The 24,089-nt window shown below is 62.6% G+C and carries 27 protein-coding genes and 2 pseudogenes; 16 read left to right on the forward strand and 13 right to left on the reverse strand.

The window, feature by feature from the left end:
- Positions 1-393 precede the first annotated feature (393 nt).
- On the forward strand, positions 394-861 hold the full coding sequence (locus ACF8O8_RS16855; RefSeq protein WP_004374446.1) for a sterol desaturase family protein: 468 nt from the start codon (positions 394-396) through the stop codon (positions 859-861).
- A 43-nt stretch (positions 862-904) separates the two neighbouring features.
- On the opposite strand, the gene ACF8O8_RS16860 is transcribed toward ACF8O8_RS16855, so the two are convergent.
- Complete coding sequence (locus ACF8O8_RS16860) at positions 905-1,798, reverse strand: bile acid:sodium symporter family protein (RefSeq protein WP_012052327.1); 894 nt, start codon at positions 1,796-1,798, stop codon at positions 905-907.
- Between the two features lie 184 nt (positions 1,799-1,982).
- On the opposite strand from ACF8O8_RS16860, the gene ACF8O8_RS16865 reads away from it, so the two are divergent.
- The 10 genes and pseudogenes from ACF8O8_RS16865 to ACF8O8_RS16910 all read left to right on the forward strand — a co-directional run bounded on the left by ACF8O8_RS16865 (position 1,983) and on the right by ACF8O8_RS16910 (position 10,688).
- The gene (locus ACF8O8_RS16865) at positions 1,983-2,846 is read left to right on the forward strand and encodes a Dyp-type peroxidase (protein WP_010954130.1); all 864 of its coding nucleotides are present in this window, start codon (positions 1,983-1,985) and stop codon (positions 2,844-2,846) included.
- 89 nt (positions 2,847-2,935) lie between these two features.
- Positions 2,936-3,847: an aldo/keto reductase gene (locus ACF8O8_RS16870; RefSeq protein WP_392510027.1), complete on the forward strand. Its 912-nt coding sequence runs from the start codon at positions 2,936-2,938 to the stop codon at positions 3,845-3,847.
- A 4-nt stretch (positions 3,848-3,851) separates the two neighbouring features.
- Positions 3,852-5,135 (forward strand): NTP/NDP exchange transporter, encoded by a 1,284-nt coding sequence (locus ACF8O8_RS16875; RefSeq protein WP_392510176.1) that lies wholly within the window; start codon positions 3,852-3,854, stop codon positions 5,133-5,135.
- 204 nt (positions 5,136-5,339) lie between these two features.
- Positions 5,340-5,465, forward strand: a pseudogene (locus ACF8O8_RS16880) (general stress protein); the annotation flags it as partial.
- Positions 5,466-5,523: 58 nt separating this feature from the next.
- Entirely contained in the window at positions 5,524-5,721 is a 198-nt protein-coding gene (locus tag ACF8O8_RS16885; protein ID WP_049587889.1) for a hypothetical protein, read from the forward strand.
- 18 nt (positions 5,722-5,739) lie between these two features.
- Positions 5,740-7,071 (forward strand): iron-containing redox enzyme family protein, encoded by a 1,332-nt coding sequence (locus tag ACF8O8_RS16890; protein WP_010954133.1) that lies wholly within the window; start codon positions 5,740-5,742, stop codon positions 7,069-7,071.
- Positions 7,071-8,024 (forward strand): methyltransferase, encoded by a 954-nt coding sequence (locus ACF8O8_RS16895; RefSeq protein ID WP_392510028.1) that lies wholly within the window; start codon positions 7,071-7,073, stop codon positions 8,022-8,024. The genes ACF8O8_RS16890 and ACF8O8_RS16895 overlap by 1 nt, the downstream gene beginning before the upstream one ends.
- Before the next feature lie 6 nt (positions 8,025-8,030).
- A complete protein-coding gene (locus tag ACF8O8_RS16900) occupies positions 8,031-9,137 on the forward strand; it encodes a carboxylate-amine ligase (RefSeq protein WP_392510029.1) in 1,107 nt (368 codons plus the stop codon).
- A 56-nt stretch (positions 9,138-9,193) separates the two neighbouring features.
- Positions 9,194-9,781: a nucleosidase gene (locus ACF8O8_RS16905; protein WP_012052320.1), complete on the forward strand. Its 588-nt coding sequence runs from the start codon at positions 9,194-9,196 to the stop codon at positions 9,779-9,781.
- 85 nt (positions 9,782-9,866) lie between these two features.
- The gene (locus tag ACF8O8_RS16910; RefSeq protein ID WP_392510030.1) at positions 9,867-10,688 is read left to right on the forward strand and encodes a Ku protein; all 822 of its coding nucleotides are present in this window, start codon (positions 9,867-9,869) and stop codon (positions 10,686-10,688) included.
- Between the two features lie 21 nt (positions 10,689-10,709).
- Here the strand turns inward: ACF8O8_RS16910 and ACF8O8_RS16915 are convergent, their stop codons facing one another.
- From ACF8O8_RS16915 to ligD, 5 genes are read right to left on the reverse strand one after another with little or no spacing between them, the layout of a single operon-like run.
- A complete protein-coding gene (locus ACF8O8_RS16915; RefSeq protein ID WP_010954138.1) occupies positions 10,710-11,369 on the reverse strand; it encodes a glycosyltransferase family 2 protein in 660 nt (219 codons plus the stop codon).
- Positions 11,366-11,965, reverse strand: coding sequence for a class I SAM-dependent methyltransferase (locus tag ACF8O8_RS16920; protein ID WP_392510031.1), 600 nt, complete (start codon positions 11,963-11,965; stop codon positions 11,366-11,368). Before ACF8O8_RS16920 ends, ACF8O8_RS16915 begins: the two co-directional genes overlap by 4 nt.
- Before the next feature lie 11 nt (positions 11,966-11,976).
- Positions 11,977-12,732, reverse strand: a complete 756-nt coding sequence (locus ACF8O8_RS16925) for a PIG-L deacetylase family protein (RefSeq protein WP_010954140.1) — start codon at positions 12,730-12,732, stop codon at positions 11,977-11,979.
- Positions 12,729-13,772: an acyl-CoA dehydrogenase gene (locus ACF8O8_RS16930; protein ID WP_392510032.1), complete on the reverse strand. Its 1,044-nt coding sequence runs from the start codon at positions 13,770-13,772 to the stop codon at positions 12,729-12,731. Before ACF8O8_RS16930 ends, ACF8O8_RS16925 begins: the two co-directional genes overlap by 4 nt.
- Positions 13,773-13,812: 40 nt before the next feature.
- Positions 13,813-16,314 carry a DNA ligase D gene (gene ligD / locus ACF8O8_RS16935; RefSeq protein ID WP_392510033.1) on the reverse strand — a complete coding sequence of 834 codons (2,502 nt, stop codon included), beginning with the start codon at positions 16,312-16,314 and terminating at the stop codon, positions 13,813-13,815.
- A gap of 127 nt (positions 16,315-16,441) precedes the next feature.
- Here ligD and ACF8O8_RS16940 point away from each other — a divergent pair, with 127 nt between their 5' ends.
- Both ACF8O8_RS16940 and ACF8O8_RS16945 read left to right on the forward strand, forming a co-directional pair.
- Entirely contained in the window at positions 16,442-16,906 is a 465-nt protein-coding gene (locus tag ACF8O8_RS16940; RefSeq protein ID WP_049587885.1) for a hypothetical protein, read from the forward strand.
- The gene (locus ACF8O8_RS16945) at positions 16,903-17,127 is read left to right on the forward strand and encodes a metallothionein (RefSeq protein ID WP_004576227.1); all 225 of its coding nucleotides are present in this window, start codon (positions 16,903-16,905) and stop codon (positions 17,125-17,127) included. The genes ACF8O8_RS16940 and ACF8O8_RS16945 overlap by 4 nt, the downstream gene beginning before the upstream one ends.
- 91 nt (positions 17,128-17,218) lie before the next feature.
- On the opposite strand, the gene ACF8O8_RS16950 is transcribed toward ACF8O8_RS16945, so the two are convergent.
- The 5 genes and pseudogenes from ACF8O8_RS16950 to ACF8O8_RS16970 all read right to left on the reverse strand — a co-directional run bounded on the left by ACF8O8_RS16950 (position 17,219) and on the right by ACF8O8_RS16970 (position 21,637).
- Positions 17,219-17,635, reverse strand: coding sequence for a hypothetical protein (locus ACF8O8_RS16950; protein WP_049587883.1), 417 nt, complete (start codon positions 17,633-17,635; stop codon positions 17,219-17,221).
- A gap of 28 nt (positions 17,636-17,663) precedes the next feature.
- Complete coding sequence (locus ACF8O8_RS16955; RefSeq protein ID WP_392510034.1) at positions 17,664-18,617, reverse strand: lysylphosphatidylglycerol synthase domain-containing protein; 954 nt, start codon at positions 18,615-18,617, stop codon at positions 17,664-17,666.
- Entirely contained in the window at positions 18,617-19,819 is a 1,203-nt protein-coding gene (clsB, locus tag ACF8O8_RS16960) for a cardiolipin synthase ClsB (RefSeq protein WP_010954145.1), read from the reverse strand. Before clsB ends, ACF8O8_RS16955 begins: the two co-directional genes overlap by 1 nt.
- On the reverse strand, positions 19,816-20,589 hold the full coding sequence (locus ACF8O8_RS16965) for an endonuclease/exonuclease/phosphatase family protein (RefSeq protein ID WP_350297883.1): 774 nt from the start codon (positions 20,587-20,589) through the stop codon (positions 19,816-19,818). Before ACF8O8_RS16965 ends, clsB begins: the two co-directional genes overlap by 4 nt.
- Positions 20,586-21,637: pseudogene (locus ACF8O8_RS16970) on the reverse strand (DUF72 domain-containing protein). The gene ACF8O8_RS16965 and the pseudogene ACF8O8_RS16970 overlap by 4 nt, the downstream one beginning before the upstream one ends.
- A 124-nt stretch (positions 21,638-21,761) precedes the next feature.
- Between ACF8O8_RS16970 and ACF8O8_RS16975 the strand changes: the two are divergent.
- A complete protein-coding gene (locus tag ACF8O8_RS16975) occupies positions 21,762-22,313 on the forward strand; it encodes an ATP-dependent Clp protease proteolytic subunit (protein WP_049587879.1) in 552 nt (183 codons plus the stop codon).
- 1 nt (position 22,314) lies between these two features.
- Here ACF8O8_RS16975 and ACF8O8_RS16980 read toward each other — a convergent pair whose 3' ends face one another.
- Positions 22,315-22,713, reverse strand: a complete 399-nt coding sequence (locus ACF8O8_RS16980) for an NUDIX hydrolase (RefSeq protein ID WP_010954149.1) — start codon at positions 22,711-22,713, stop codon at positions 22,315-22,317.
- 262 nt (positions 22,714-22,975) lie between these two features.
- Between ACF8O8_RS16980 and ACF8O8_RS16985 the strand changes: the two genes are divergently transcribed.
- Together ACF8O8_RS16985 and ACF8O8_RS16990 are read left to right on the forward strand one after the other, a co-directional pair.
- Positions 22,976-23,185, forward strand: coding sequence for a general stress protein (locus tag ACF8O8_RS16985; protein ID WP_392510035.1), 210 nt, complete (start codon positions 22,976-22,978; stop codon positions 23,183-23,185).
- Between the two features lie 167 nt (positions 23,186-23,352).
- The gene (locus tag ACF8O8_RS16990; RefSeq protein ID WP_004374494.1) at positions 23,353-23,622 is read left to right on the forward strand and encodes a DUF6555 family protein; all 270 of its coding nucleotides are present in this window, start codon (positions 23,353-23,355) and stop codon (positions 23,620-23,622) included.
- A gap of 78 nt (positions 23,623-23,700) precedes the next feature.
- Here the strand turns inward: ACF8O8_RS16990 and ACF8O8_RS16995 are convergent, their stop codons facing one another.
- Positions 23,701-23,871, reverse strand: coding sequence for a hypothetical protein (locus ACF8O8_RS16995; RefSeq protein ID WP_061405658.1), 171 nt, complete (start codon positions 23,869-23,871; stop codon positions 23,701-23,703).
- Positions 23,872-24,089: the final 218 nt, after the last annotated feature.

The raw sequence follows: 24,089 nt of genomic DNA on the forward strand, positions 1-24,089 counted from the left end.
AACCTCTTCCGCAGGCACACGCCCGCATGAACGCCATCAGTTGGCGCGGTTGAAATAACCAGAAATTGCGCAGTACCACGCGGAGGGAAGGAGAAGCGGGGGTTACAGGAAACCACCGTCTTGCCAGAGCGGCCAGACAGTGCAGAACACTGCCGGGCTAGCGCGCCACGCGGGCCTGTCGCAAGCGACTGGGGCTACTGTCCAAGGCAGGTCTCCTGTTGAGGAAGGCAAAATTGCGTCGCGGACCATACGCCGCAGGGCAGAGCAGGTCAAGGGCAAAAACATGACAATGGCTTCATCCGGGAACGGCCTGCTGCCGGTCACGCCCACATGGAAAAAACCCTGGGCAGCCGGTAACCTTGCGCCTTCCTTTGCCATCACCCGGACCGTTCCATGCTGTTCAATCTCGCCATATTGTTCGGCACCCTGGTGGCCATGGAGGGCGTTGGTACGCTGGCTCACAAGTACATCATGCATGGCTGGGGCTGGTGGCTGCACCGATCGCACCATGAGCCACACCTGGGCATGCTCGAAACCAACGACCTGTACCTGGTGGCCCTGGGGCTGATCGCCACGGCGCTGGTGGCGCTGGGCAAAAGTGGTTATGCGCCTTTGCAGTGGGTGGGCGGTGGTGTGGCAGGCTATGGAGCACTGTATGTACTGGCCCACGACGGTTTCTTTCACCGGCACTGGCCGCGCAAGCCGCGGCCGGTCAACCGCTACCTGAAACGCTTGCACCGCGCGCACCGCCTGCACCATGCGGTGAAGGGGCGCACGGGGAGCGTGTCGTTCGGGTTCTTCTATGCGCCGCCGCTGAAGGTGTTGAAGCAGCAATTGCGCAGCAGGCGCAGCCAATCGTGACGCATCCCTGGCCCGCCCGGCACCTGCCGGGCATTGGGTGACATCAGTTCACGGTTTCACCCTTGGGCTCAGCCGCCACATGCCCGCGGCTCACCCACCAGCCAAACCCGGCCGCGGTAAAGAACATGATCAAGCTGTACAACGCAGCCGGCACCGCCATGGTCGCGTTGTTCAGCAGCGAAGGGCTCAACGCCAGGGCAATCGCCAGGGTCCCGTTATGGATGCCAATTTCCATACCAATGGCAATCGCCTGGCGCTTGGGAATGTTCAACAGCCGCGGCACCCAATAGCCCACCGTCAGGCTCAGCAGGTTGAACAGCAGCGCCGCCAGGCCCACCACCGGTGCGTACTCGACCACTGTCTGCCAGTCCTTGGCCAATGCCAGGACGATGGTGAAGGCCAGGAACAGCGCAGCCACCAGCTTCATCGGTTTTTCCATGCGCGCAGCGAACGCCGGGGCGAAATGGCGAATCAGCATGCCCAGCGCCACCGGCAGCAAGACGATGGCGAACACCTGCATGACCTTGGCGAACTGCAGTGGAATAGCCTGGTCCGAGGCCATGAACCAGCTCAGCGACAGGTTCACCAGCAACGGCATGGTCAGGATCGCGATCAGTGAGTTGACCGCCGTCAGGGTGATGTTCAATGCCACGTCACCGTGGGCCAGATGGCTGAACAGGTTGGCCGTGGTACCGCCCGGCGAAGCAGCCAGCAGCATCAACCCCACTGCCAGGGCAGATTCCAGGCCAAAGCCGTTGGCGATCAGGAAGCACACCAGCGGCAACAGCAGGATCTGGCACACCAGGCCCACCACCACGGGCTTTGGATACTTCACCACGCGCGCGAAGTCAGCCAGGGTCAACGACAACCCAAGGCCAAGCATGATGATGCCCAGGGCAAGCGGCAGAAACGCAGTGAGCAGGGGCGAGGCGGTCATGAGGGGTCTCTCGGGCGAAGGATCTGAAGCAGTGTAGGTCGGCCTTGATTGATAGCTAATTGCAAAGGGCCAGCTCTTGGTAACCGTTTGTTACCACGTGCAGCGGCTGGCGAGGCTGCATGCCGCATTGCAGCAGGCATGCAGGCGAAGTAGCATTCCGTTTTTACCTTAGGATTAGCCTGATATGCCGTTCCAGCAAGGTCTGCTTGCCACCCCGGTGCCGGCCCACGCCCGTCACCTGTTCTTCACCCTGCAGTCGCCCGAGGCGTTGCCTGCCGCGCTGGATGCCTTGCTGCCGCAGGTCGATGGCAAACAGTTGCTGCTGGGCGTAGGCGCCCCCTTGGCCAAGGCCCTGGGCCGGGAAATACCAGGCCTGCGCCCGTTCCCGCTACTGGATGCCGCGGTTGAGAACCCCAGCACCCAACACGCCCTGTGGCTGTGGCTGCGTGGCGACGAACGTGGCGACCTGCTGCTGCGCACCCAGGCCCTGGAGCAGGCGCTGGCACCCGCCCTGAGCCTGGCCGACAGCGTTGATGGCTTCCTGCACCGGGGCGGCCATGACCTTACCGGTTATGAAGACGGCACCGAAAACCCGACAGACGAAGAGGCGGTGCAAGCGGCCATTGCCGCAGATGGCTCCAGCTTTGCCGCGTTCCAGCTGTGGAAGCACGACCTGCAATACTTCAAGTCGCTGCCCCAGGCAGACCAGGACAACATCATCGGCCGTCGCTTGAGCGATAACGAAGAACTCGACGACGCCCCCGCGTCCGCGCACGTCAAGCGCACCGCCCAGGAAAGCTTTGAACCCGAGGCGTTCATGGTCCGTCGCTCGGTATCCTGGGCCGACCAACGCGGCGCCGGCCTGGCTTTCGTCGCCCTGGGCAAGAGTTTCGAGGCATTCGAGGTGCAGCTGCGGCGCATGAGTGGCCTGGAAGACGGCATCATCGACGGACTTTACCGCTTCAGCCGCCCGCTGACGGGGGGCTACTACTGGTGCCCGCCAATGAGCGAGACGGGTGTCGATCTGAGCCCCTTGCTGCGGGCCTGATCTCTAAACATCCAGATACAGAAACACCCGCAGGCGAGGGACAGAGCGGCTAGCCTTGAAAGTTTCCGATTCATGACGGGAGATTTTCCATGTACGCACGTCGTGAAGTCCTACGCGCAGGTGCAACATTGGGATTGCTGGCCGCCGCCAGCCCTTGGCTGCACGCTGCCGCGCCGGCGGGTTTGCTTGCGCGCAAAGTCCCGTCCACCGGTGAAGCGTTGCCGGTGATCGGTGCCGGTACTTCGGGCAGTTTCGAGGTAGAAAACGGTTCGCCCCAGTACCTTCAGCTCAAAACGGTGCTCAAGGCATTTTTCGAAGGCGGCGGCCGGGTGATCGACACCTCGCCCAACTACGGGGGCGCCGACAGCATTCTCGGCCAGTTGCTGGAAGAGGGCGGCTGGCACCGCCAGTGCTTCCTTGCCACCAAGATCGCCGCCAATAGCCGGGCTGAAGCCCAAGCGCAGTGGGCCGGCAGCCTCAAGAGCCTGCGCACCGACAAGGTCGACTTGCTGCAGATTCACAACCTGCGTGACTGGCAGACGCAGCTGCCTTATGCCCGCGAGCTGAAGCAGCAGGGCGGGACACGTTATGTCGGCATCACCCATTACCTGAACAGTGGCCACGACGACGTCGCCCGTATCGTGCGCAGCGAGCCGCTGGACTTCATCCAGATCAACTACTCGGTCAACGCGCCGGACGCTGCCCGGGAACTGCTGCCGCTGTGCCAGGACAAGGGCGTTGCGGTGTTGATCAATCGGGCCTTCGACGATGGCCGGCTGTTCGCCCGGGTCAAAGGCCAGGCCTTGCCGGGCTGGGCCGCCGAAGCAGGCATCGGCAGCTGGGCACAGCTGTTTCTCAAGTTCGCCATCAGCCACCCGGCAGTGACCACGGTCATACCCGCTACCAGTCGGCCTGACCGCCAGCTCGATCAGCTCAAGGCCGGGCATGAGCCAATGCTCACCCAAGCGCAGCAACAGGCGCTGATCACACAGTTTGCCTGACATCATGCAAGCCTGGCGGCGGCGCCTGGACCAAGGGCTGAACATTCAGCCTGGTGAGGGGCCGGCGGTCATCGCCGGCTTGTTGCTGTTCTACCTGCTGTTCACTGGTTACTTCATGCTGCGCCCGGTACGCGAAACCATGGGCGTTGCCGGTGGCGTGGAAAACCTGCAGTGGCTGTTCACCGGCACCTTCCTTGCCACGTTGGCGTGCCTGCCGCTGTTTGGCTGCCTGGCCTCCAGGGTGCAGCGCAGGCATATCCTGCCTTGGACCTATGGTTTTTTCGCCAGCAACCTGTTGCTGTTCGCGGCACTGTTGGCCGGTAACCCTGACGATCTCTGGACCGCCCGGGCGTTCTATATCTGGCTGTCGGTGTTCAATTTGCTGACGATCTCGCTGGCCTGGAGCGTGCTCGCCGATCTGTTTTCCACCGCCCAGGGCAAGCGGCTGTTCGGTCTGCTGGCAGCCGGGGCCAGCCTGGGCGGCCTCAGTGGCCCCCTGCTTGGCACTCTGCTGGTGGCGCCGCTCGGCCATGCCGGGTTACTGGTGCTGGCGGCGGTATTTCTGCTGGGCAGTATCGGCGCAACCCTGTTCCTGCAACGCTGGCGAGCCCGTCAACCCATTGCGATTCAAACCAAACATCAGGACGCGCGGCCACTGGGTGGCAACCCGTTTACCGGCGCCAGCGCCGTACTGCGCTCGCCCTATCTGCTAGGCATCGCTTTGTTCGTGGTATTGCTGGCCAGCGTCAGCACGTTCCTGTACTTCGAGCAGGCGCGTATTGTCAGCGAAACCTTCACTGACCGCACCCGGCAGACACAGGTGTTCGGCCTGATCGACACGGTTGTGCAGGCCCTGGCCATCCTCACCCAGGTCTTTCTTACCGGGCGTCTGGCCCGTCGGCTGGGTGTCGGTGTGTTGCTGGTTGCAGTGCCGCTGATAATGGCTGCCGGCTTCTTGTGGCTGGCACTGGCCCCGGTGTTCGCCCTGTTTGTGGTGGTGATGGTGGTGCGGCGGGCAGGTGAATACGCATTGGTGCGGCCAGGGCGGGAGATGCTGTTCACTGTGCTGTCCGCCGAGGACAAGTACAAAGCCAAGAACTTCATCGACACCGTGGTCTACCGTGGCGGCGATGCGCTGAGCGGCTGGGTCAAGCGTGCGCTGGACGTGATGGGCGAACACCCGCAATTGGCGATGCTCATCGGCGCGTTGCTTGCCGTGGGCTGGGGCGCGACAGGCGCTTGGCTGGGCCGCCGGCAGGCGCGCATGGATAGCCCGCCGCACCACTGACACGCGCACCAAATATGGCGATGCCGCTTATTTAACGCCACCGGTCCGAACCTCTCGTAATAAAGCGAATCTGCCGATATCGCCGAACTCCGAATCTGTGTACGGCATCTTGCCGTGCATTCCGAAGTCATATGAGGTTTGAACACCATGGCCACTAAAGACAACAGCCGCACCGGCAATCAACAAGGCAGCCAAGGCGGTAACAAGAACCCGGGCAATTTCGCCAATGACCGTGAAAAAGCCTCCGAAGCCGGTCGCAAAGGCGGCCAGTCCTCGGGCGGCAACATGCCCCACGACCGCGAGTCGGGCCACAAGGGCGGCCGTTCGTAACTGACCGAGGCGCAGTGCCGGGGCGACCTGGCACTGCAATTATCCAAGGGGGTACTCCATGCGCCTGACTCCACTGATCATCCTGATGGGTTCGCTGAGCTTGGTCGGCGGCTGTTTCGACCGCGACAATGACCACCCTGGTAAAGATTCCGACCCCAGTAAACCTTCGCTGCAGATGCAGCAACCTGATGCCAAGCCTGCACCGCAGCCTGCGCCCGACCCCGAGCCGATGCCGGGGCAGAAGCCGAGCCAGTAAGAAGACAAGGAGCACGGTATGACGGTGATGAACCGCAATACTGCAAGCGCTGCGCAAGTGGTCACCGAATCGACCAGCCTGCGACAACGCTACCAAGCGCTGCTCGCAGGCCAGGATGCTGGCAGCGGCTCATGGCTGGAGGAACAACTGGCGGGTGCCGCGAGCATGCCGGACGACTTGCCCGACACACCGGCCGAGTTGCCGGCCTGGAGCAAGAAGCATACCGCCGAGGTCGCCAAGGCCTACACCGTTTACCGGGCACAACGCCGTCAAGGTATGCCCCGGCGTTACTTTTCCAACCGCGCCCACGCATTGTGGTTCCTGCAACAGGTTGCGCCTACCAAGGCCGTGGATGGCGCCTGGCTACAGGGCACCCTGCATCACTGGCGCGATCCGCGTTACCACGGGCTGATTCGCACCTATCTGGAAGAGCTCGGCAACGGTGATCCACGCTGCAACCATGTGCTGATCTATCAGCGCCTGCTTGCTCGCCTGGGTTGCGTAGAGGCCATGCCCCTGGATGACACGCGGTATCTGCAAGGGGCCCTGCAACTTGCCCTGGGGCAGCACTGCGACACTCACCTGCCAGAGGTGGTTGGCTACAACCTCGGTTATGAGCAGCCACCGCTGCATCTGCTGATCACCACGTACGAGCTGGCCGAACTGGGCATCGACGGGCAGTATTTTCAGCTGCATGTGACCATCGACAATGCCGCCAGCGGCCACGCCCGCCTGGCAATTCAGGCGCTGAACCAGCTAAGCCCCGCGCATGATCCGCAGGCGTTCTACGCCAGGGCGCGCTTAGGCTACCGCCTGAATGACCGGGGTATCGCCACGCCAGACCTCATCCGCCAGTTCGACCTGCAAGGCGAACTGTTTGCAGCCCTTGAACGCAAGCGGGTCTATGGCCAATTGATGCATGCCGACCATTGCCGCCTGCAGCAGCGCACGATCAATCAATGGCTGGCCGAACCCGGCGCCATGCCCGCATTCGTTGCCGCATTACAGTCTCATGGCTGGATCCGCAGAGGGCAGCCGCCAGCGAACAGCCGCTGGTGGACGCTGATCGACGGGCCGACGGCGGCGATGTTCGGAGTTTTCAACGCCTATGAAAAACAGCTATGGCATGACTGGATCGCCGACGATTGGCAGCCGTCCATCCGCCGCGTATCACCTGGCAGTTGGGGGCTGCCTGAGGAGCCTGAAGATATACCCTATGACGCCTTGAATATGGACCCCAAGGCCTTGATCCAGAGGATGGCCGGCAACCGCCACGCCACCCCAGACGGATTGTGTGCCACGCGCGCCTACATGCGCGTAACCGGGCTGCGCCAGGAGGAACCGCGTTGATGATGCTCACTCACAGGCAAATCGAGGCAGACCAGGCGTTGCTACAACTGGGACAGCGCCTGCGCGCCGATGGATACCGCTTTACCTGCGTGACACCCGCCACCCACGCGCGCGTCAATGCCCGCGAGGGCTGCGGGCAGGCCAGCACCCTGCGCGATATATTCGGCTGGAGCCGACCTTTCGAGCCAGGTTTGCTGTCGGCAGATCAGTTACTGTTGCTCGAACGTGCGCAGGCGTTGGGTGCCCAGGGTGAACGGCTGATCAGCACGGTACGCTGGTCCAGCCTGGATGAATTTCTGTTGCTGCATTCGGCGTTTCCAACCGACGCCAGCGATGCCGTGTTCTTCGGCCCGGACAGTTACCGCTTTGCCCAAGTCATTCACGAGCACCTTCAGCACTGCCCCGCGCGGGTCGAGCATGCAGTGGATATCGGCTGTGGCAGCGGGGTGGGCGCCTTGCTGATTGCTCGCGCCGCCCAGCACGCTCAGGTCAGCGCCGTTGACATCAACCCCCTGGCGTTGCGCTATACGGCAATCAATGCAGCCTTGGCGGGTGTGAGTAACCTGTCGGTCGAGCCCAGCGACTTGCTGGACGGTATCAGCGGTACGTTCGACCTGATCGTTGCCAACCCGCCCTACATGCTTGACCCCAACGCCCGCATCTACCGTCACGGTGGCGGCGCGCTAGGCGTCGACCTGTCGCTACGTATCGTGGAGCAGGCTCGCGATCGGCTGAGCCGCCACGGTACGTTGCTGCTATACACAGGGGTGGCCATTGTCGAAGGCCGCGATGCCTTGCTCGAAGCCATCCGCCTGCGTCTGGCCGGTCCGGATTGGGCTTGGGTGTATCGGGAAATCGACCCCGACGTATTTGGCGAGCAACTGGCTGAACCAGGCTACGAACAGGTCGAGCGCATCGCCGCCGTGGCGCTCACCGTTACCCGCAGCCGCTGAGGCAGCATGATCCGGCCCTGTACGTTCGGCATCGAGGAAGAGTACCTACTGGTGAACCTGGGCTCGGGTCAGGTTCCGGCCACACCGTCACCCGCGGTGATGGGGCGCTGCCGTGAAGCGCTGGGCCGCTATTTCGCCCAGGAAATGTTCCGCAGCCAGATCGAGCTGGCGTCGCCGGTGTTCACCAACCTGTATGAAGCACGTGAGTTTCTCCAGCGCAACCGTCAGCGGCTGCGCGTGGCATTGGCCGAAGAGGGGATGGGGCCATACGGTGCGGCAAGCCACCCCTGCGCCGCGTGGCTGCTGCAGAAGCCCGCGGCACAAGGGCACTATAAGCAGCTGTTCGACGACTACCGCCATGTGGCAAGGCGTAGCCTGCTCAATGGCCTGCATGTGCACGTTGGCGTGCCGCCAGCTTGTGACCGCATGCAACTGATCAACCGCCTTCTGCCCTGGTTACCGTTGTTACTGGCGTTGAGCACTTCGTCGCCCCTGTGGGCTGGCCAGCCTACCGGGTACTTGAGCTATCGCCGAGTGATCTGCGGTGAGTGGCCACACATGGGCTTGCCCGAAGCATTGCCCGACTGGGCCGCCTATGAGCGCTACCGTGCCCTGTTGCAGCGAACCGGTGCACTGGCTCCCGATGGCGACCTTTGGTGGGCACTCCGGCCTTCGCGGCGCTATCCGACAGTGGAGTTGCGCATCTGCGATGGCTGCCCGAATCTGGAAGACGTTCTGTGCATTGCAGCACTGTTTCGCCACCTGGTTGAACACAGCATTGCCTACCGCCATGACCCGCTACCCTGCAGCCGCGAATTGCGCTGGATCGCCCAGGAGAACTACTGGCGTGCCATGCGCCATGGGCGCCACGCACAATTCATAGGTTGTCACGAGCAGCAGCCGGTCACGGCGCAAGGCTGGCTCGCCCAACTGCAGGCCCAGCTACCCATAGACAGCGCGGACGCCGAGCGCGCCTGCCAGCACGCCCTGCACGTGCTGCGCCATGGTACCCATGCCGATCAGCAATTGCGCTGCCTGGCACAGGCTAGGGCAGACGGGCTTGGCAAAGGGCAGGCGCTACGCGCCGTGGTGGCTGCCGGGACTTGCATTTAGCCCGGGTTGACCGACAATGGCCGCGCCCTTTGCAGCCACTCGGAAACACCTGCTCCATGATGCTTATCAAGCAATTCCCCGACATTTCCCTGAATGACACGCTGTTCGTCTTTGCGCTTGAGGCCGAGGCTGGCGATGTCTTTACCGAGGTGAACACCGTGTTCACCGGCATTGGCAAGGTCAATGCCGCAATCGCCCTGACCAAGGCGATCGCCACGCGCAGGCCCAAGCTTATCGTCAACCTGGGCTCGGCTGGCAGCCAGCGTCATGGCAAGGGCGAAGTCGTGTGCTGTAACCGCTTCGTACAACGCGACATGGATGTGACCGCGCTGGGCTTTGCCCGTTATGAAACACCCTTGTCCGACACCCCGGTGGTACTCGAACACGGGGCGGCAATACCCGGCCTGGCTGTGGAAACCTGTGGCAGCGGTGACAGCTTCGAGATCAACCATGGCGACGCGCCTTACGACGTGGTCGACATGGAAGCCTACGTGCTGGCATTGATCGCGCGGGGTGAAGGTATCCCGTTCGTGTGCCTTAAATACATTTCCGATGATGCCGGCAGCGAAGCCGCGGGGGATTGGGCGGTACAAGTGCACCTGGCGGCCGAAGCGTTCAAGCGGGTGCTGTTCAGCCAGGCGTGACGGTTGCCGCAGGGCAGGGCAGCTAAACCTTTGTCGCCCGACGCAGTCACTTCTGGTATCAGCAGGCAACCCTGGGAGCACCCTCATGGCTCGGGCAATCTGGAAAGGCGCCATCAGTTTTGGCCTTGTGCACATCCCCGTGGCACTCAATACCGCCGTGCGCACCGAGCGCGTGGACTTCGACTGGCTGGACAAGCGCAGCATGGAGCCGGTCGGCTACAAGCGGGTGAACAAGGTGACCGGCAAGGAAATCGACAAGGACAATATCGTCAAGGGCGTAGAGTTCGAGAAGGGCCGCTATGTGGTGATCAGTGAGGAGGAAATCCGCAAGGCCCGGCCCGAAGCGACCCAGACGATCGACATCTTTTCCTTTGTGGAAGCGGGCGATATTCCGCTGCAGCATTTCGATACGCCGTACTACCTGACCCCGGACCGCCGTGGCGGCAAGGTGTATGCCTTGCTGCGCGAGACGCTGGAAAAGACCGGCAAGGTGGCACTGGCCACCGTGGTATTGCATACCCGGCAGCACTTGGCGCTGCTGCGGCCTCTGGACCATGCGCTGGTGATGATCACCTTGCGCTGGCCTGAAGAGGTGCGCGGGCTGGAAACGCTGGAGCTGGATGCCAGCGTGACCGACAGCAAGGTGGAGAAGCGTGAGCTGGAGATGGCCAAGCGCCTGGTAGAGGACATGAGCGGGCCCTGGAAGCCTGAGGATTATCATGACGCCTTCCGCCAGACGATCATGGACCTGGTGGAAGAGAAGGCCAGCAAGGGCAAGATCGAGGCGGTGGAGAAGGGCGACACAGGGGCGGCCGAGAAAGGTGCGGACATCCTCGACCTGACCGAACTGCTCAAGCGCAGCCTGGGTGGCAAGAAACCGGTGAAGAAGACGCGAAAGGCTTCATGAACACGGCCAATGCCATTGAGTTCAAGACTGCGCCTGCAACCCAGCCAGGTAATCACCAAACCCCTCGCGGGCGCGGCTGTCACGTCGACTGCTGGTGGCCACACTATGCCTGGCGGTCCAGACGATCTGGGCGCCGCTGGCCTGTAGGTCGCTGACCAGCTGCACATCTTCATGCGCCGCGAGGGGCTGAAAGCCACCCACACGCTCATAGGCATCGGCACAAACCCCCAGGTTTGCGCCGTGCACATGCCGATGCCCTTCACACGCCTGGTAGCGGCTCTGGTACAGCTTGCGCAGCGCGGCTGTCTGCCAGGGTTGCCAGTACTCGACATGCACGGTGCCGCAAACCACCTCGGCGCTACAGGCCAGCTGCGACAGCAGCCAGTGCGCCGGGACCCGGCTGTCCGCATCGGTGCACGCCAGCCATGTGGCGCCACGCTCGACCATGTGCGCGGCCCCCACACGACGTGCCATGCCGACATTACCGGCATCCACCTCCAGCGTGTGTACACCGAAACGCCGCGCCACGGCGGCGCTGCCGTCGCTGCAGCGGTCCAGTACCACCAGCACTTCTACGTGCAGTCCCGCTTGCTGCGCCTGCCGGGCAGCCACCAGCACCGCCCGCAGGCATCGCCCAAGGCGGCGGGCTTCGTTATGTGCAGGGATGACAACGGCAATCATGGGCACGTCTCGTCGAGATCGACGACGCTTGGCTGGCATGACCAGTATTCCAGCAAAAAGTCCGCCTCTTCATGCCGAAACTGCTGATGCAACGGCAAATGTCGGGTCAATAGGCGGTGCACTTCGCGACCGTCCTGCGGGCAACCCGCGATAGGGTGCTTCCAGTGGCAGGCCAGCAGCGCACCGTCGTAGCTGAGGCTGGCCACCGATTGTTCGATCACCTGCAGCCAGTCGGTGGGATCAAGGTAGTAACCCACCTCGCTGAGCACGATCAGGTCAAAGCGGCCGCCGGGCCAGTTCCCCGGTAACCGGGCCCGTTCGACCGAGGCATTGTGCACGTGAGCCAGGCGTTCACGGGCCAGGCCTACGGCCGTCGGGTCCAGGTCCTGGCACAGCAGTTCGGCACAACGCTCGGCCAGCAGCGCGCTGAGCTCGCCATTTGCGCAAGCAGGCTCGAACACGCGCTGATAGCACTGGCGTGGCAGGCTGGCCATCACCAGCTCGCGTTTGCGCCTCTCGTACCAGCGGGTGCGAAAGGCCCAAGGGTCTTCATTGGTGGCGTATAGCTCGGCAAAATACTGTGGATCGAGGCTCATGACAGCTCCATTCAAAGGAACACCAGTTCGAAAGGTTGCAGAAGGCAATCCAGCAGGTGCGGCGGTAGCACCGGCGGCTGCTCGCCGTCCGGCTGCAGCTGGCTGGCGTGGGCGGCCAAGGCCTTGCGCTTGCGTGCCAGACGGCTTTCATCAAGCTGCACGCGGTGCGCACGGGGCCATGGCAGGCGCGGGTCGTCAGGCTCAGCCCAGTGCCAGGCCCAGACCGGTACCTCAGCCAAGTGCACCCCACGGGTTGCCGCCGCCTGCGCAGCGGCGCGGCCGACGGCCTCGTGATCGCAATGGCCGTCACTGCGCCAGGTGGCCATCAGCAGGTCATCGGCGCGCAGTAACTGGGTGAGGTGACGGGTCAGAAACGCTTCTTCGCGCGGCAACTGGCCGTCCTTCAGGTGGAGCCTGCGCCAGTCCAGGCGTTCAAGGTCCAGGTCGAGCTGTTGCAGGGCCAGTCGGCTTTCCTGGGGGCGCTGGCGGCGCAATCGATGTTCGGTCCAGTGACTGGAGCCGGGGTGGCTGCCTTCGCCGTCGGTGGCGGAGATCAGCACCAGCTCATCCTCACGCCCCTTGAAGCCCGCCAGCAGGCCGCCAGCCATGAGAATTTCGTCATCCGGATGCGGCGCGATCAATACCAGCCGGCGCCCCGGCGGGCACAGTTGGCGTGAGTCGAGCCAGGTCGCACGCGCCAGGTGCGCGCTTTGCTGCCAGGCTGCCCAAGGCGTGCCGCCCGCGGACTGGATCAGGTTCTGGCTCATAGTTGCCACACCCCGGCTGGCAACTGGGCCAGTTGCTGGCCCAGCATCGCCAGATCACGCTCGGCGTGGCTCTGACGCAGGAACACCGGCAGGTCGGCGCTCAGCCGGGCAAAATGACTGCTGCGACAGAACGGCGTGGCCCCCAAGGCACGTCCGACGTGGCTTATGACCTGCTCTACGGCCTGTTCTACCTGGGCGCGGGTGCGGCGAACTTCGAAACTGGCATCCACACCGGGCTGTTGATCGATCCAGGCAGCACATTCACGCAGTGACGCACGGGCGCCATGCAACGCAGCGTCCACAGCGCCCAGATGCGCATCGGCATGCGGGTCTGGGCGAGGTTTGCGGCAATGTTCACGCAGGTAATCCGCCAGCGCCTCGGCTGCGCCGTACCAGCAGGCGGCGATACCCGCACCGCCTTGCCAGAAGCCAGGGCGCGAGAGGTATTGGCCTGGCGTGCCGATGAGCGTGCCTGGGGTATCGTTGAACGCCACCTCGACACTGGCGGTAGTGGCCATGCCAACAGCCTGCCAGTGCTCGATGTTCAGGCCCTGGCTTGGCTGTGACAGCTCGATTGCCACCAATTGCGGCTGCTCGGCCTCATCCCAGGCAGTAATCAGCGCGCGATCGATCTGCAAGGCACCGGAACACCAGGCCTTGGTGCCGTTGAGGCGCACCTGGTCGCCGTCGCGCGCTGTGATGTGGACCCGCGCATCGGGTGGCTCTGCCGCCCACACGCCCCAGATGCCGTCGTTGGCGTGGTGCGCTGCGCCGCATTCCGCCAGGATCGCCAAGGCATCGGTATGGCCCTCATAGAGCTTGGCCAGTGCCAGGTCACAGCCGGCCACCCGTGCCAAGGTCTGCCAGCGACGCAAGGTGTTGCCTTGCCCCGGCAACGGTAGCAGGTCGAGGTGATCAGCTTGCAGCGCCTGGATCAGTTGCGGCAATTGAGTATCGAGGTTGAGCGGTAGCTGGCGTTCGCCAAAGGCGCGTAAAAGGCGGTCAAGGGTGGTCAGGTTGAAGTCCTGAACGATGCTCATGGGCGGGCCTCCCGGGTCGTGTCCAATCGCTTTGGCGTCATCATTCGAGCCCTAGCTGCTTGCGCATGCGCGCGGTGATCGACTGGCGTACCTTGCCCATGTCGGCCCAAGGGTCGTCGACCTCCGCCAGACGCTCGTGCAGGTTTGTGATGTTCCATTGGTTGGCGGCCTTGATTTGCGCCAGTTCCTCACGCCAGATAGGTACCGATACTGGCAGCCCGTCACGAGCTCGCAGTGAATAGGCGCACGCCGTGGTAGCGCCCTTGCCGTTGCGCAGGTAGTCGATGAAAATGCGTCCCACGCGATTTTTCGGCCCCGACACCGCGCTCAGGCGCTCCGGAAACAGCTTGGCCAGGTAATTGACGATGGCGTGGCTGAAGTCCTTGACCTCGTCCCACCCGGCTCGCCGGGTCAAGGGCACAACCACGTGAATACCCTTGCCACCACTGGTTTTCAGGAACACCTTCAGGCCCAGTTCGTCCAGCAGGGTGAGGGTCAGTTGGGTCGCCTCCACCATGGCCTTCCAGGGCAGCGCAGGGTCAGGGTCCAGGTCGAGGACAAAACGGTCCGGTTTATCGAAATCCTTGTCTGTGGCGTTCCAGGTGTGCAGCTCCAGCATGTTCATCTGCACCGCACCCAGCAGCGTATCGGCGCGATTGATGACCATCGCTGCCTGGCCGGCCTCGGCCTTTTCGTAGCTGAGTACGTTGGGTATGTACAGTTGGCCCGCGTTTTTCTGGAAGAACAGCTCGCCGCCCAGGCCGTCCGGGGCGCGCACCAATGCCACCGGGCGGTGCTTGAGCTGTGGCAGGATCCACTGGCTGATGCCAGCGTAATACTCGGCGACTTCGCGCTTGGTCACACCCGTGGTGGGGTCGATGACCCGGTCGGGGTGGGTCAGCCGCAGTTCACCCAGGTTCTCAGACGCCTTGGCCTGCTTGTTGCGGTTGGATACAGTTTTTGCGGGCATGGCGCGCTCCAGGTCAATGGCGGTTGCCGCCTTATCATCGCGCAGGCCGTGGAACACCGAATGGCGCACGATGCCGTCACGGGTCATCTGGGCAAAGGCGACTTCCGCCAACAACTGCGGTCGCAGCCAGTGCACACCACGCGCTTCGGCTCCGGCAGGCGGCGAGGGCAGGGCTGGCCTGGCGATTTCCAGGGGCTTGAGCCGCGCGTGGATGCTGGCCAGTGTCGTGGCATTGAAGCCGGTACCGACCTTACCGGCATAGCGCAGCTCGCCACTGTCGTTGTCGTGCAGGGCCAGCAGCAGGGCACCGAAGCCGCTGCGGCTGCCTTTGGGGTCGGTGTAGCCGACGATCACGAATTCCTGGCGTTGCTTGCACTTGAGCTTGATCCAGTCCGGGCTACGGCGGCCGCTGTAGACACTGTCAACTCGCTTGCCGATCAGGCCTTCCAGCTTCAGCCGGCAGGCACTGTCGAGCAGTGACTGGACAGGTTCGTCGAAGTCGGCGGAATACTTGATGACGTCGCAATGGTTGTGCTCAAGCAGTTGGCGCAATGTATCGCGGCGGTTCTGCAGCGGTAGCTGTCGCATGTCCTGACCGCCCAGAAATGGCAGGTCGAACAGGTAATAGGTGATGCGTTCGTCGTGCTCGGTATCGAAGGCGTTCTGCAACGCCTGGAAGTCAGCCATGCCATTCTCATCAGCCACCACCATTTCGCCATCGAGCCAGGCCGAGTCGATGCCCAGCGCGCGCAGGGCGGCAACCTGCCGGGGCATCTTGCTGCTCCAGTCATGGCCGTTGCGGGTGAACAGGCGGATGTCCTGGCCCTCGATGCGGGCCAGAATACGGTAGCCATCGAACTTGACTTCGTAGCGCCAGTCGCCGCTGGGGGGAGAGTCCACCAACGTTGCCAGCTGTGGCTGTAACTGTGCTGGCAAGGGTGCAGCCTGAACTTTGTCGGCGCGTTTACGGCTGCTGCGCGGGGCAGTGGCTTTTTTTGCAGCGGATTTGCGTGGCACCAGCGTGCGCTCGCTGAGCACGCTGTCGGGCAGGGCCTCGACAATGCTGTACTCGGTTTCGCTGCACGCCTGGGCGTCGTGCGACTTGACCAGCATCCATTGTTCTTTCTTGCCGGCCAGGTGGGTGCGAAACAGGTTCCACACGCCGCCTAGCTTCTCACCCAGCAGGCGGAATCGCAGCTTGCCTTTGGCGTAGGCTTCATGCGCGTCGCCTTCAGGCTCCCAGATACCGCGGTCCCAGACGATCACGTCCCCTGCACCATAGTGGCCTTCCGGGATATGGCCCTCGAAATCGGCGTAGTCCAGCGGGTGATCCTCCACATGCACCGCCAGGCGGCGCACCTTGGGGTCCAACGACGGGCCTTTGGGGATCGCCCAGCTTTTCAGGGTGCCATCGAGCTCCAGGCGGAAGTCGTAGTGCAAATGACTGGCGTCGTGTTTCTGGATGCAGAACTGCAGCGCATGGGCCCGTTTGCCACGTTTGCGTTTGCCGCTGGGCTCGGGTGTGGCGTTGAAGTCGCGCTTGCGCGCGTATTCCTGCAGGGGCTTGGCCATGGCGGGCTCCGGGCAGATCAAGGTCTCTAAGGTGGGAGGCGCCGGCCGAGGCGGTAGTTCAAAAAACTCTGAATCTTCCGTGAGCTGGTGTAGTCGACCGAATGAAGCCACCTGATGGAGAACGCACATGACCCGACCCGATGCACCTAAGCCATACACTCCCACCGAAATCGATGACATCGAAGACCGCATGGGCAGCGTGCATGAGCTGGATTTCGATGAACGCCTGGAAGAGCGCGAAGGGCGTGTGGGCGACGAGCGACCGGCCGCCGAGGTCGACCGTGAGTTTCCCCCCCGGCGCGTGGCGCAAAGTGGCATGACCGGCGGCGAGGCGCTGAGTGACAGCCTGCATGAGGACAATGTCACCTACGACGATTTGAGCCCGGACACCCTGCTGGACGAAACCGGTGCCCGCGACCCCCACGAACCGGGCGGCAGTGGCGGCCCGGCAGACCAGCGTCTGCGCGAGGTGGATGCCGATGAGATCGGTGGCGGCATTGGCCTGGACGAGGCCGAACTGGCCCGATCCGCGCCGCTGGACGGGGTGCCCTGGACCGATGAAGTGATTGACGACGAGGAGAGCAAGCCATGAACGATCAACGCTGCGCGTGTACGCACTGTTCCTGCACTGTGGATGCCAATGCCTTGCAGCGCGACGGCAAGGCCTATTGCTGCGAGGCCTGCGCCAGCGGCCACCGCAAGGGTGAGCCCTGCCGGATGCAGGACTGCCATTGTGGTGAGAAGCCGGGCGAGAGCGCGGTGGACAATGCGTTGGATGAAACCTTCCCAGCGAGTGATCCGATCTCGCCCTGAAGCAGAATAGGCGGGCTGCCCTTGCAGGCGATCGCCCCGCCCTTTGATCTAATTCTGGGAGCGGGCTTGCGCTGGCTCCCAGCCTTTTGCCCTAGTGGGTCTGCCAGACCCCGTTATTTCGCTCACAGTCACTACGGGCCTGGCCGAGGCTCGGGGTATCGTAATAGTAAGTGATCACCCGCGCATCCTTGGGCAACGCCGGCTTCTCGCCACCTATTGCCTTGGGATTGGCCAATGCCTCGGGGGTCAGTGGAGCGATGCAGCTGCCGACACTCCCATCGGCGCACCGCGCTATTTTGCTCTTTTCGCTATTGAGCATGTCCTTGCTTTCGTTGCTGCATGACCAGTTGATCGCTTCGGCGGGTATGTTGCTGTAGCTGTAACAGGTGTGCCGCTCCACCGGCGTCACGGCGTCGCTGGAGGAGCGAGTCAGCACATTGCAAGCTTCGGCCCAGACCTGGCCGCTGGCCAGGCTGGCAACCATCATCATCAAGGCAGGAACACGCATTTTCCACCTCCAGGGCACAAGGCCCTCGTCAGGTCTGAGCAGGCTTGTCGCGCCGGCGCATGGCTTTGGCGCGTTTTTCCAGGATCAGGTAGGTCACCACTGCCAACAGCAGCGGAATCAGGTAGTACAACGTGCGGTAGCCGAGCAGGGCAGCCACCAGCGTGCCCTGGGCCATCTGACCATGCAGCAGGGCCAGAAACACCGCTTCCAGCACGCCCAGCCCCGCAGGGATATGCGCCACCACACCGGCCACACAACTGATCAGCAGGATGCCGAGAATCGACGGGTAGAACGCTTCGCCCGGCAGCAGCCAGAAGATCAGCAGCGCCATCAGTGCCCAGTTGCTGGCACCCAGCGCCACCTGGCACAGCGCCAGACGCAGCGAGGGCAGCGTCACTTCGTGGTCGCGCCAGCACCAGGTGCGCTTCTTGGCAAAACCACAGGCCAGCAGGTAGCCGCCCGCAATCGCCAGCAACAGCAGGCCGATCAGGCGCAGGCCTGTAGTGCCCACCGCCCAGTTGCCGGGCATCTCGACCAGGCCCAGGGCAAATACGGTGCCGGCCAGCAGCATATAGCCCATCCAGTTGGTCAACAGCCCCAAGGTGAGGATTCGTGTAATGGTCGCGGTATCCAGGCCCAGCCGCCCATAAAGGCGGTAGCGCAAGGCAACCCCGCCTACCCAGGTAGTGAAATTGAGGTTAAAGGCGTAGCACACGAACGCGACGGGCAATACCTGGCGGGCAGGTAGCGTATGGCCGGTGTAAGCCCGGGCCAACAGGTCGTAACTGGCAAACGTGAAGTAGCTGCACAACGCGATCGCCAAGCCGATGGCAAGGGTGCCAGGCTTGTAGGCGAGCAAAGACTGACGTACTTCGTTCCAGTCCAGATTGCGCGCCAGCAGGTACAGCAGCACAGGGATCAGGATCAGAAACGCGAGTGTGAACAGGCGTTTGCCCCACGTTTTCCAGCTTTTGCGCGCCATCAGGAGTTGCCCTCGTGCAAGTTGCCCTGGGGTTCGGCTTCCGGCTGCACCGAGCGCAAACGCTGCCGGTGCGCAGGGAACCAGCCCGCAATGCGCGGGAAGTGGCGGATCACGTGGAAGCACACGAAGATCAACGGTGCTCTCCACCAGTAGCCGCGAATCATGCGCTCCAGGGTGACCGGTTTGCATTGCTCGCTGGCCAGTGTCTGCAGATGCTGGTGCAGTTGCTGGTTGAAGGCCCGGTCACGAATGAACAGGTTGGCCTCCAGGTTGAACGACAGGCTCAGGGGGTCGAGGTTGCTGGAGCCGACGGTGGCCCATTGGTCGTCCACCAGTGCCACCTTGCCGTGCAACGGCCGCTGGCAGTACTCATGAATCTTCACGCCGTCGCGCAGCAGGTAGTTGTACAGCAGGCGCGACAGTGCGCGTACCCAGCGCATGTCGGGCTGGCCCTGCAAAATCAACCGAACCTCCACGCCACGCCGGGCCGCGTTGCGCAGCTCACGCATCAGCCGGTAGCCTGGAAAGAAATACGCATTGGCGACCACAATGCGTTGCCGGGCTTTACGAAACGCCTGAAGGTAGTGTGCCTCGATATCGGTGCTGCGCATGCCGTTGTCACGCTCGATCAACACAGCACTGCTGCTACCGGCGGGCTCGGTAACGGGGCGTACCGCACTGGGTGGCTGCAGCACGGGAGACATCAGGCGCTTACTGGCTGAATGTACCTGCGCCACTACCGGCCCAGTGACCTCCACGGCATAGTCCTGCTTGGCCATCGCACCAAAGTCGCCTAAATGGTCGGCGCTGTAGTTGATACCGCCGATGAAGGCCTGCTCACCATCGACCACCACGATCTTGCGGTGCAAACGGCGAAACAGGTTGGTGCGCATGCCCAACAAGCGGGGTTGTGGATCGAAGGCATGAAAGCTGACACCCGCGTCGGTCATCGCTGAAATGAATTCAGCCGGCAGCTCGGCTGTGCCGTAGCCATCCGCGACCACTTCCACGCGTACTCCGCGCCGGGCAGCCTCGATCAACACCTGCTGCAATTGCTTGCCCACTTTGTCGTCGAAGATGATGAAGGTTTCCAGCAATATTTCTTCCCGCGCCTGGGCCATGGCCTCGAACACGCGGGGGTAATACTGCTCGCCATTGATCAGCAACTGCACGCTGTTGCCGTCTACCCAAGGTCGGTTCACAGGTTGATCTCCGCAGCCAGTGGTACGTGGTCGGACAGATGCGACCACGGGTATTTGGACAGCACCTGGGCTGCGCCCGGCACCGCGTTTCGCAGGTAGATGCGGTCCAGGCGCAACAACGGCAGGCGCGCGGGGAAACTGCGCGCCGGGGTGCCGAAGGCCTCTGTCAGGTGTTCGCTCAGCACCGCGTCCGCCTTCAGCCGCCAGTCGTTGAAATCGCCGGCGATGATGACCGGCGCGTTGGGCGGCAGGCTGGCCAGCAGGTCGAGCATCAGCTTCACCTGGCGCTGCCGGTGGGCTTCCCGCAGGCCCAGGTGCACGCATACCGCATGCACCTCGTCATGGCCCGGCACCTCCAGCTGGCAATGCAGCAGGCCACGCTGTTCATTGCCCTGCACCGAAACATCCAGGTTGTTGAAGCATCTGATGGGGAATTTCGACAACAGCGCGTTGCCGTGGTCGCCATGGGGATACACCGCATTGCGGCCATAGGCGAACTGCGGCCACATGCTGTCGGCCAGAAACTCGTACTGCGGCGTTTCGGGCCAGGCAGGGTGGCGCAAGGCGTGCTGCTGGTGACTGCCGTGCACCTCTTGCAAGAACACCAGGTCGGCGCCGGTGGCCCGTACAGCCTCACGCAACTCGGGCAAGATGAAGCGCCGGTTGAAGAAGGTGAAGCCCTTGTGCACATTCAGCGTCAGCACATTGAGCCGGCGTACAGCGGTCACCTTGTCGATGATGCAGCGTGGGGCGGGCAGGGTCCGGTTCACAAGGCCACCTCCGGCACCACGCCTGGCTCGGTCATCAGCTCATGGTCCAACGACAGCTTTTGCAGCAAGCGCCTGGCGTCGTAGGGTGCGTGAACCTTCTGGTCGTTGTCGAAGTAGCAGTACACATCGCGTGTCGCACGCCGAGGCGGCGGCCCAGGCACGATCAGGCGAGCATCGTCGGCCTGGCGGCCTTCACTCCATTGCTGGATACGCTCCTTCCAGCGGCGCAGCGCGCGTGCGGTATAGCCGCTGCTGTACAGCTCTACATCGCCGTGCAGACGCATGTAGACGAAGTCGGCAGTAACGTCTTCGACATAGGGCCATTTGCCGGCGCTGTCGGCAACCACCAAGGCCACGCGGTGCTTGCGTAACAGCTTGACAAACGCTTCGCAAAGGAAGCTCTCGTGGCGGATTTCCACGGCGTGACGCAAGCGAGCATTGCCCTTGATGGCAAGGCTGCCATTACCCTTCAGGCGCTCGGCGCAGCCTTGGGCGCGTTCACGGGCCGCTTCGCGTGTGTGTGGCAGCAGCTCCAGGAACCGGGCAAAACGGTCTTCATCGAACTTCATGCTAGGGGGGAACTGCCACAGGAACGGCCCGAGTTTTTCGCCCAACAGCAGCGGGCCGGAAGCGAAAAATTGGCCACGGGCTCTTCGATTTCCTTCAACCGCCGGACATGGGTGATATAGCGCGGCCCCTTGACTGCGAACACGAAGCCTTCCGGCGTTGCTTCACGCCAGCCCAGATAGCGCTCGGGCGTCTGCAGGCTGTAGAACGAGCCATTGATCTCGATGCTGTTCACCGCCCGTGAAGCGAATGCCAGTTCATCGTCCTGTTTCAGGCCTTTGGGGTAGAAGTCCTTGCGCCAGGGGCCATAGCGCCACCCGGAGATACCGATGCGAATATCGCTCACGCTGCCGTCCTCACTGCCGGTTCCTTGTTCGGTCGCTCTGAAAGTGCGACCGGCAAAGGCCGGCGAGGGTTCACAACGCTTGACCAACGGAAATGCTGACGCCGAGTTGAACTTTGCGGCAGTTGGCGTCTCCACCGCATACCCGTTTCATGGAAGGGTGCCAGGATGACATTCGAGCGTTTCGCCCACCGCCAGAGGGCCGGGTTGGGCGACGATGGGCAAAAGATCAAGCAATGACCTGCCACCCGTGGAGGCAAGCATGGCCAGACATATCATCCACTTCACCGGACCGATCAATTCGTCAACCTGCGGCAACCTGATCACGACCTGCTCGCGGGCATTGCAACAGGGTGCCGAGCTTCTGCAACTGAACATCGCCACCATGGGCGGCGAATGCAGCTATGGGTTTACCCTGTACAACTTTCTGCGGGCATTACCCGTGGAGGTGCATACCCACAACCTGGGCACGGTGGAATCCATGGGCAATATCCTCTTCCTTGCCGGAGAGCGACGCACGGCTTGCAGTTTCAGCAAGTTTCTTTTCCACCCGTTTCATTGGACCTTGCATGGTTCGGTGGACCATTCGCGGATGTCCGAGTATGCGATGAGCCTGGATTACGACCTGCGCCTGTATGCGCAGATCGTGGCGGAGCGCACGAAAGGCGCGGCCGAGGTTTTGGATGTACCGCGTTATCTAATGGCCTATCCAAGGATACTGGCGCCGCGGGAGGCGCTGGAAAACGGGATGATCCATGAAATCGACGAGATGCCGATCGCGTCAGACGCAACGCAGTGGAGTGTGCACGCCTAGCTTACCGAACGGACGCCGCAGTGCTCGCGTCACAAGCCAGCAAGGAGCGGATCAGGGCCTTGATCTCGCCCTTCACCACAGCCACCTGGTCCAGGTGGGCAAAGCGGCAGTCGGAGATCTCATGCCGGGCCTTGGGCTGCGGTGCGTCGGCAAACTCCGCTGCGAACACGTAATGCATCCGCTCTGGCGTTTCGTGGCGCATCAACAAAATCAGCGATTCAGCCTTTAGCCCAGTCTCTTCAAGCAACTCCCGCTCGGCGGCCTGCATAGGTGTCTCGCCGGGCTCGATCTTGCCGCCTGGAAGGGTCCAGGGCGCGTTGGGCTTTCTTACCCACAACCATTTGTGGCGCTGCTTGCCATGCCGGCAAATGATTGTGGCGCGATGCTTGACTGGCTTCATTCAGGCTCCTGGGCAATTCCTTCATTGCATGAAGTTTCGGCCCTGGCTGGCAATAAACGTTGCGTTGAAGCTGACGAACGGTCACTTCCAGCACGCAAAGAGCCTGCCTGCCTGTTTTTAGTGCCACCGGTCAGCTGATTGTAAAACCATTGAGCACAGCGACCGATCGGGGGCTCGGAAGCTAGTGTGGTGTTTTGCAAATACGGCCAATAACTCGCGAGCGATTTTTGCGCTCAGCCAATCCATCGCAAGGAGAAACGACATGGCGCAGGACCAAGAGCGAACCCGCCAGCGCGGCGGCACCAAGGAAACCAACCCAGGTAATTTTGCCAATGACCGCGAGAGGGCATCGCGCGCTGGCCGCAAGGGTGGCCAGGCATCTGGCGGCAACTTTGCCAACGACCGCCAACGGGCATCGGAAGCCGGACGCAAGGGAGGGCGCAACAGCCACGGCGCAGGCCGCAGCCAGTGAGTGGGGGCTTTCGCTGAACGACAGCTGCCCATAGGTGCCCAGCAGCGATTTCGGGGTAGCCGCCCCGCAATCGCGCCATGAGATTTTGTTAGACAAAAATTTTGAATCTTCTGGCCACCGCCCGATCAATCAAAATGTCATCCATGGAGAAGAGGAGGCCCCCTGCGATGCCTAGCCCACAGCTGTACATAATCGATTACAAACTGCATGACCAACCGCGCAGTTTCATCATCCGCCTGGAACGCCTGGACAATGCCGAGGCCTGGCATTGGGCAAGTTGTGATGCGGGCATTGGCATCATTCCCAAGTTCGGTCGCGAGAAAATCAGGAAGGTCAGTCGGCCGATGGCCGAGCGTTACGGCATTACCGCCGTGAGCTGGCGGATTTCGGGGAGCAAGCCCAACCAGTCGGTGGGCGATCCGGCGGCGATGGTTTAACAGCTCGCCTGCAACCGGTAAAAGAAACTGCAGGAACGGACGTGCCCGCTCCTGCAGTGTACGCTGACACTCCTAGTGTCAGGCGCCAGACTCAGGGTCGCTGGCCGGGACGCCGGGACGATTTTCCTCATCATCAGTCACATTAGGGTCGGTATCCGGGTCGTCTGCCCGATCATTGCGTCGATCCGGCTCCAGCTCCGGCCAGTCATCTTCAACATTGCCGCCACCCATTCGCAGTAGGGAATTCATGGTGCAGTCCTCGTTCATGATCCTTATGAATTAAGAGCGACAGGTGCACGCCAGAGGTCCACTGAGCATTGGCAGTCGCTGACCAACGGTTTCAGATGCCTGAATTCTTCACTGCAGCCAGGTACGTGCATCGATCCCAAGTGCCTTGAGCACCTACCGGCCTCTTCGCGGGTGAACCCGCTCCTACGGGGGAGCTGTGCAGTGCCGGTCAGAGACGG

The organism is Pseudomonas sp. TYF_14 (assembly GCF_043105275.1).
GTDB classification, from domain to species: domain Bacteria; phylum Pseudomonadota; class Gammaproteobacteria; order Pseudomonadales; family Pseudomonadaceae; genus Aquipseudomonas; species Aquipseudomonas alloputida.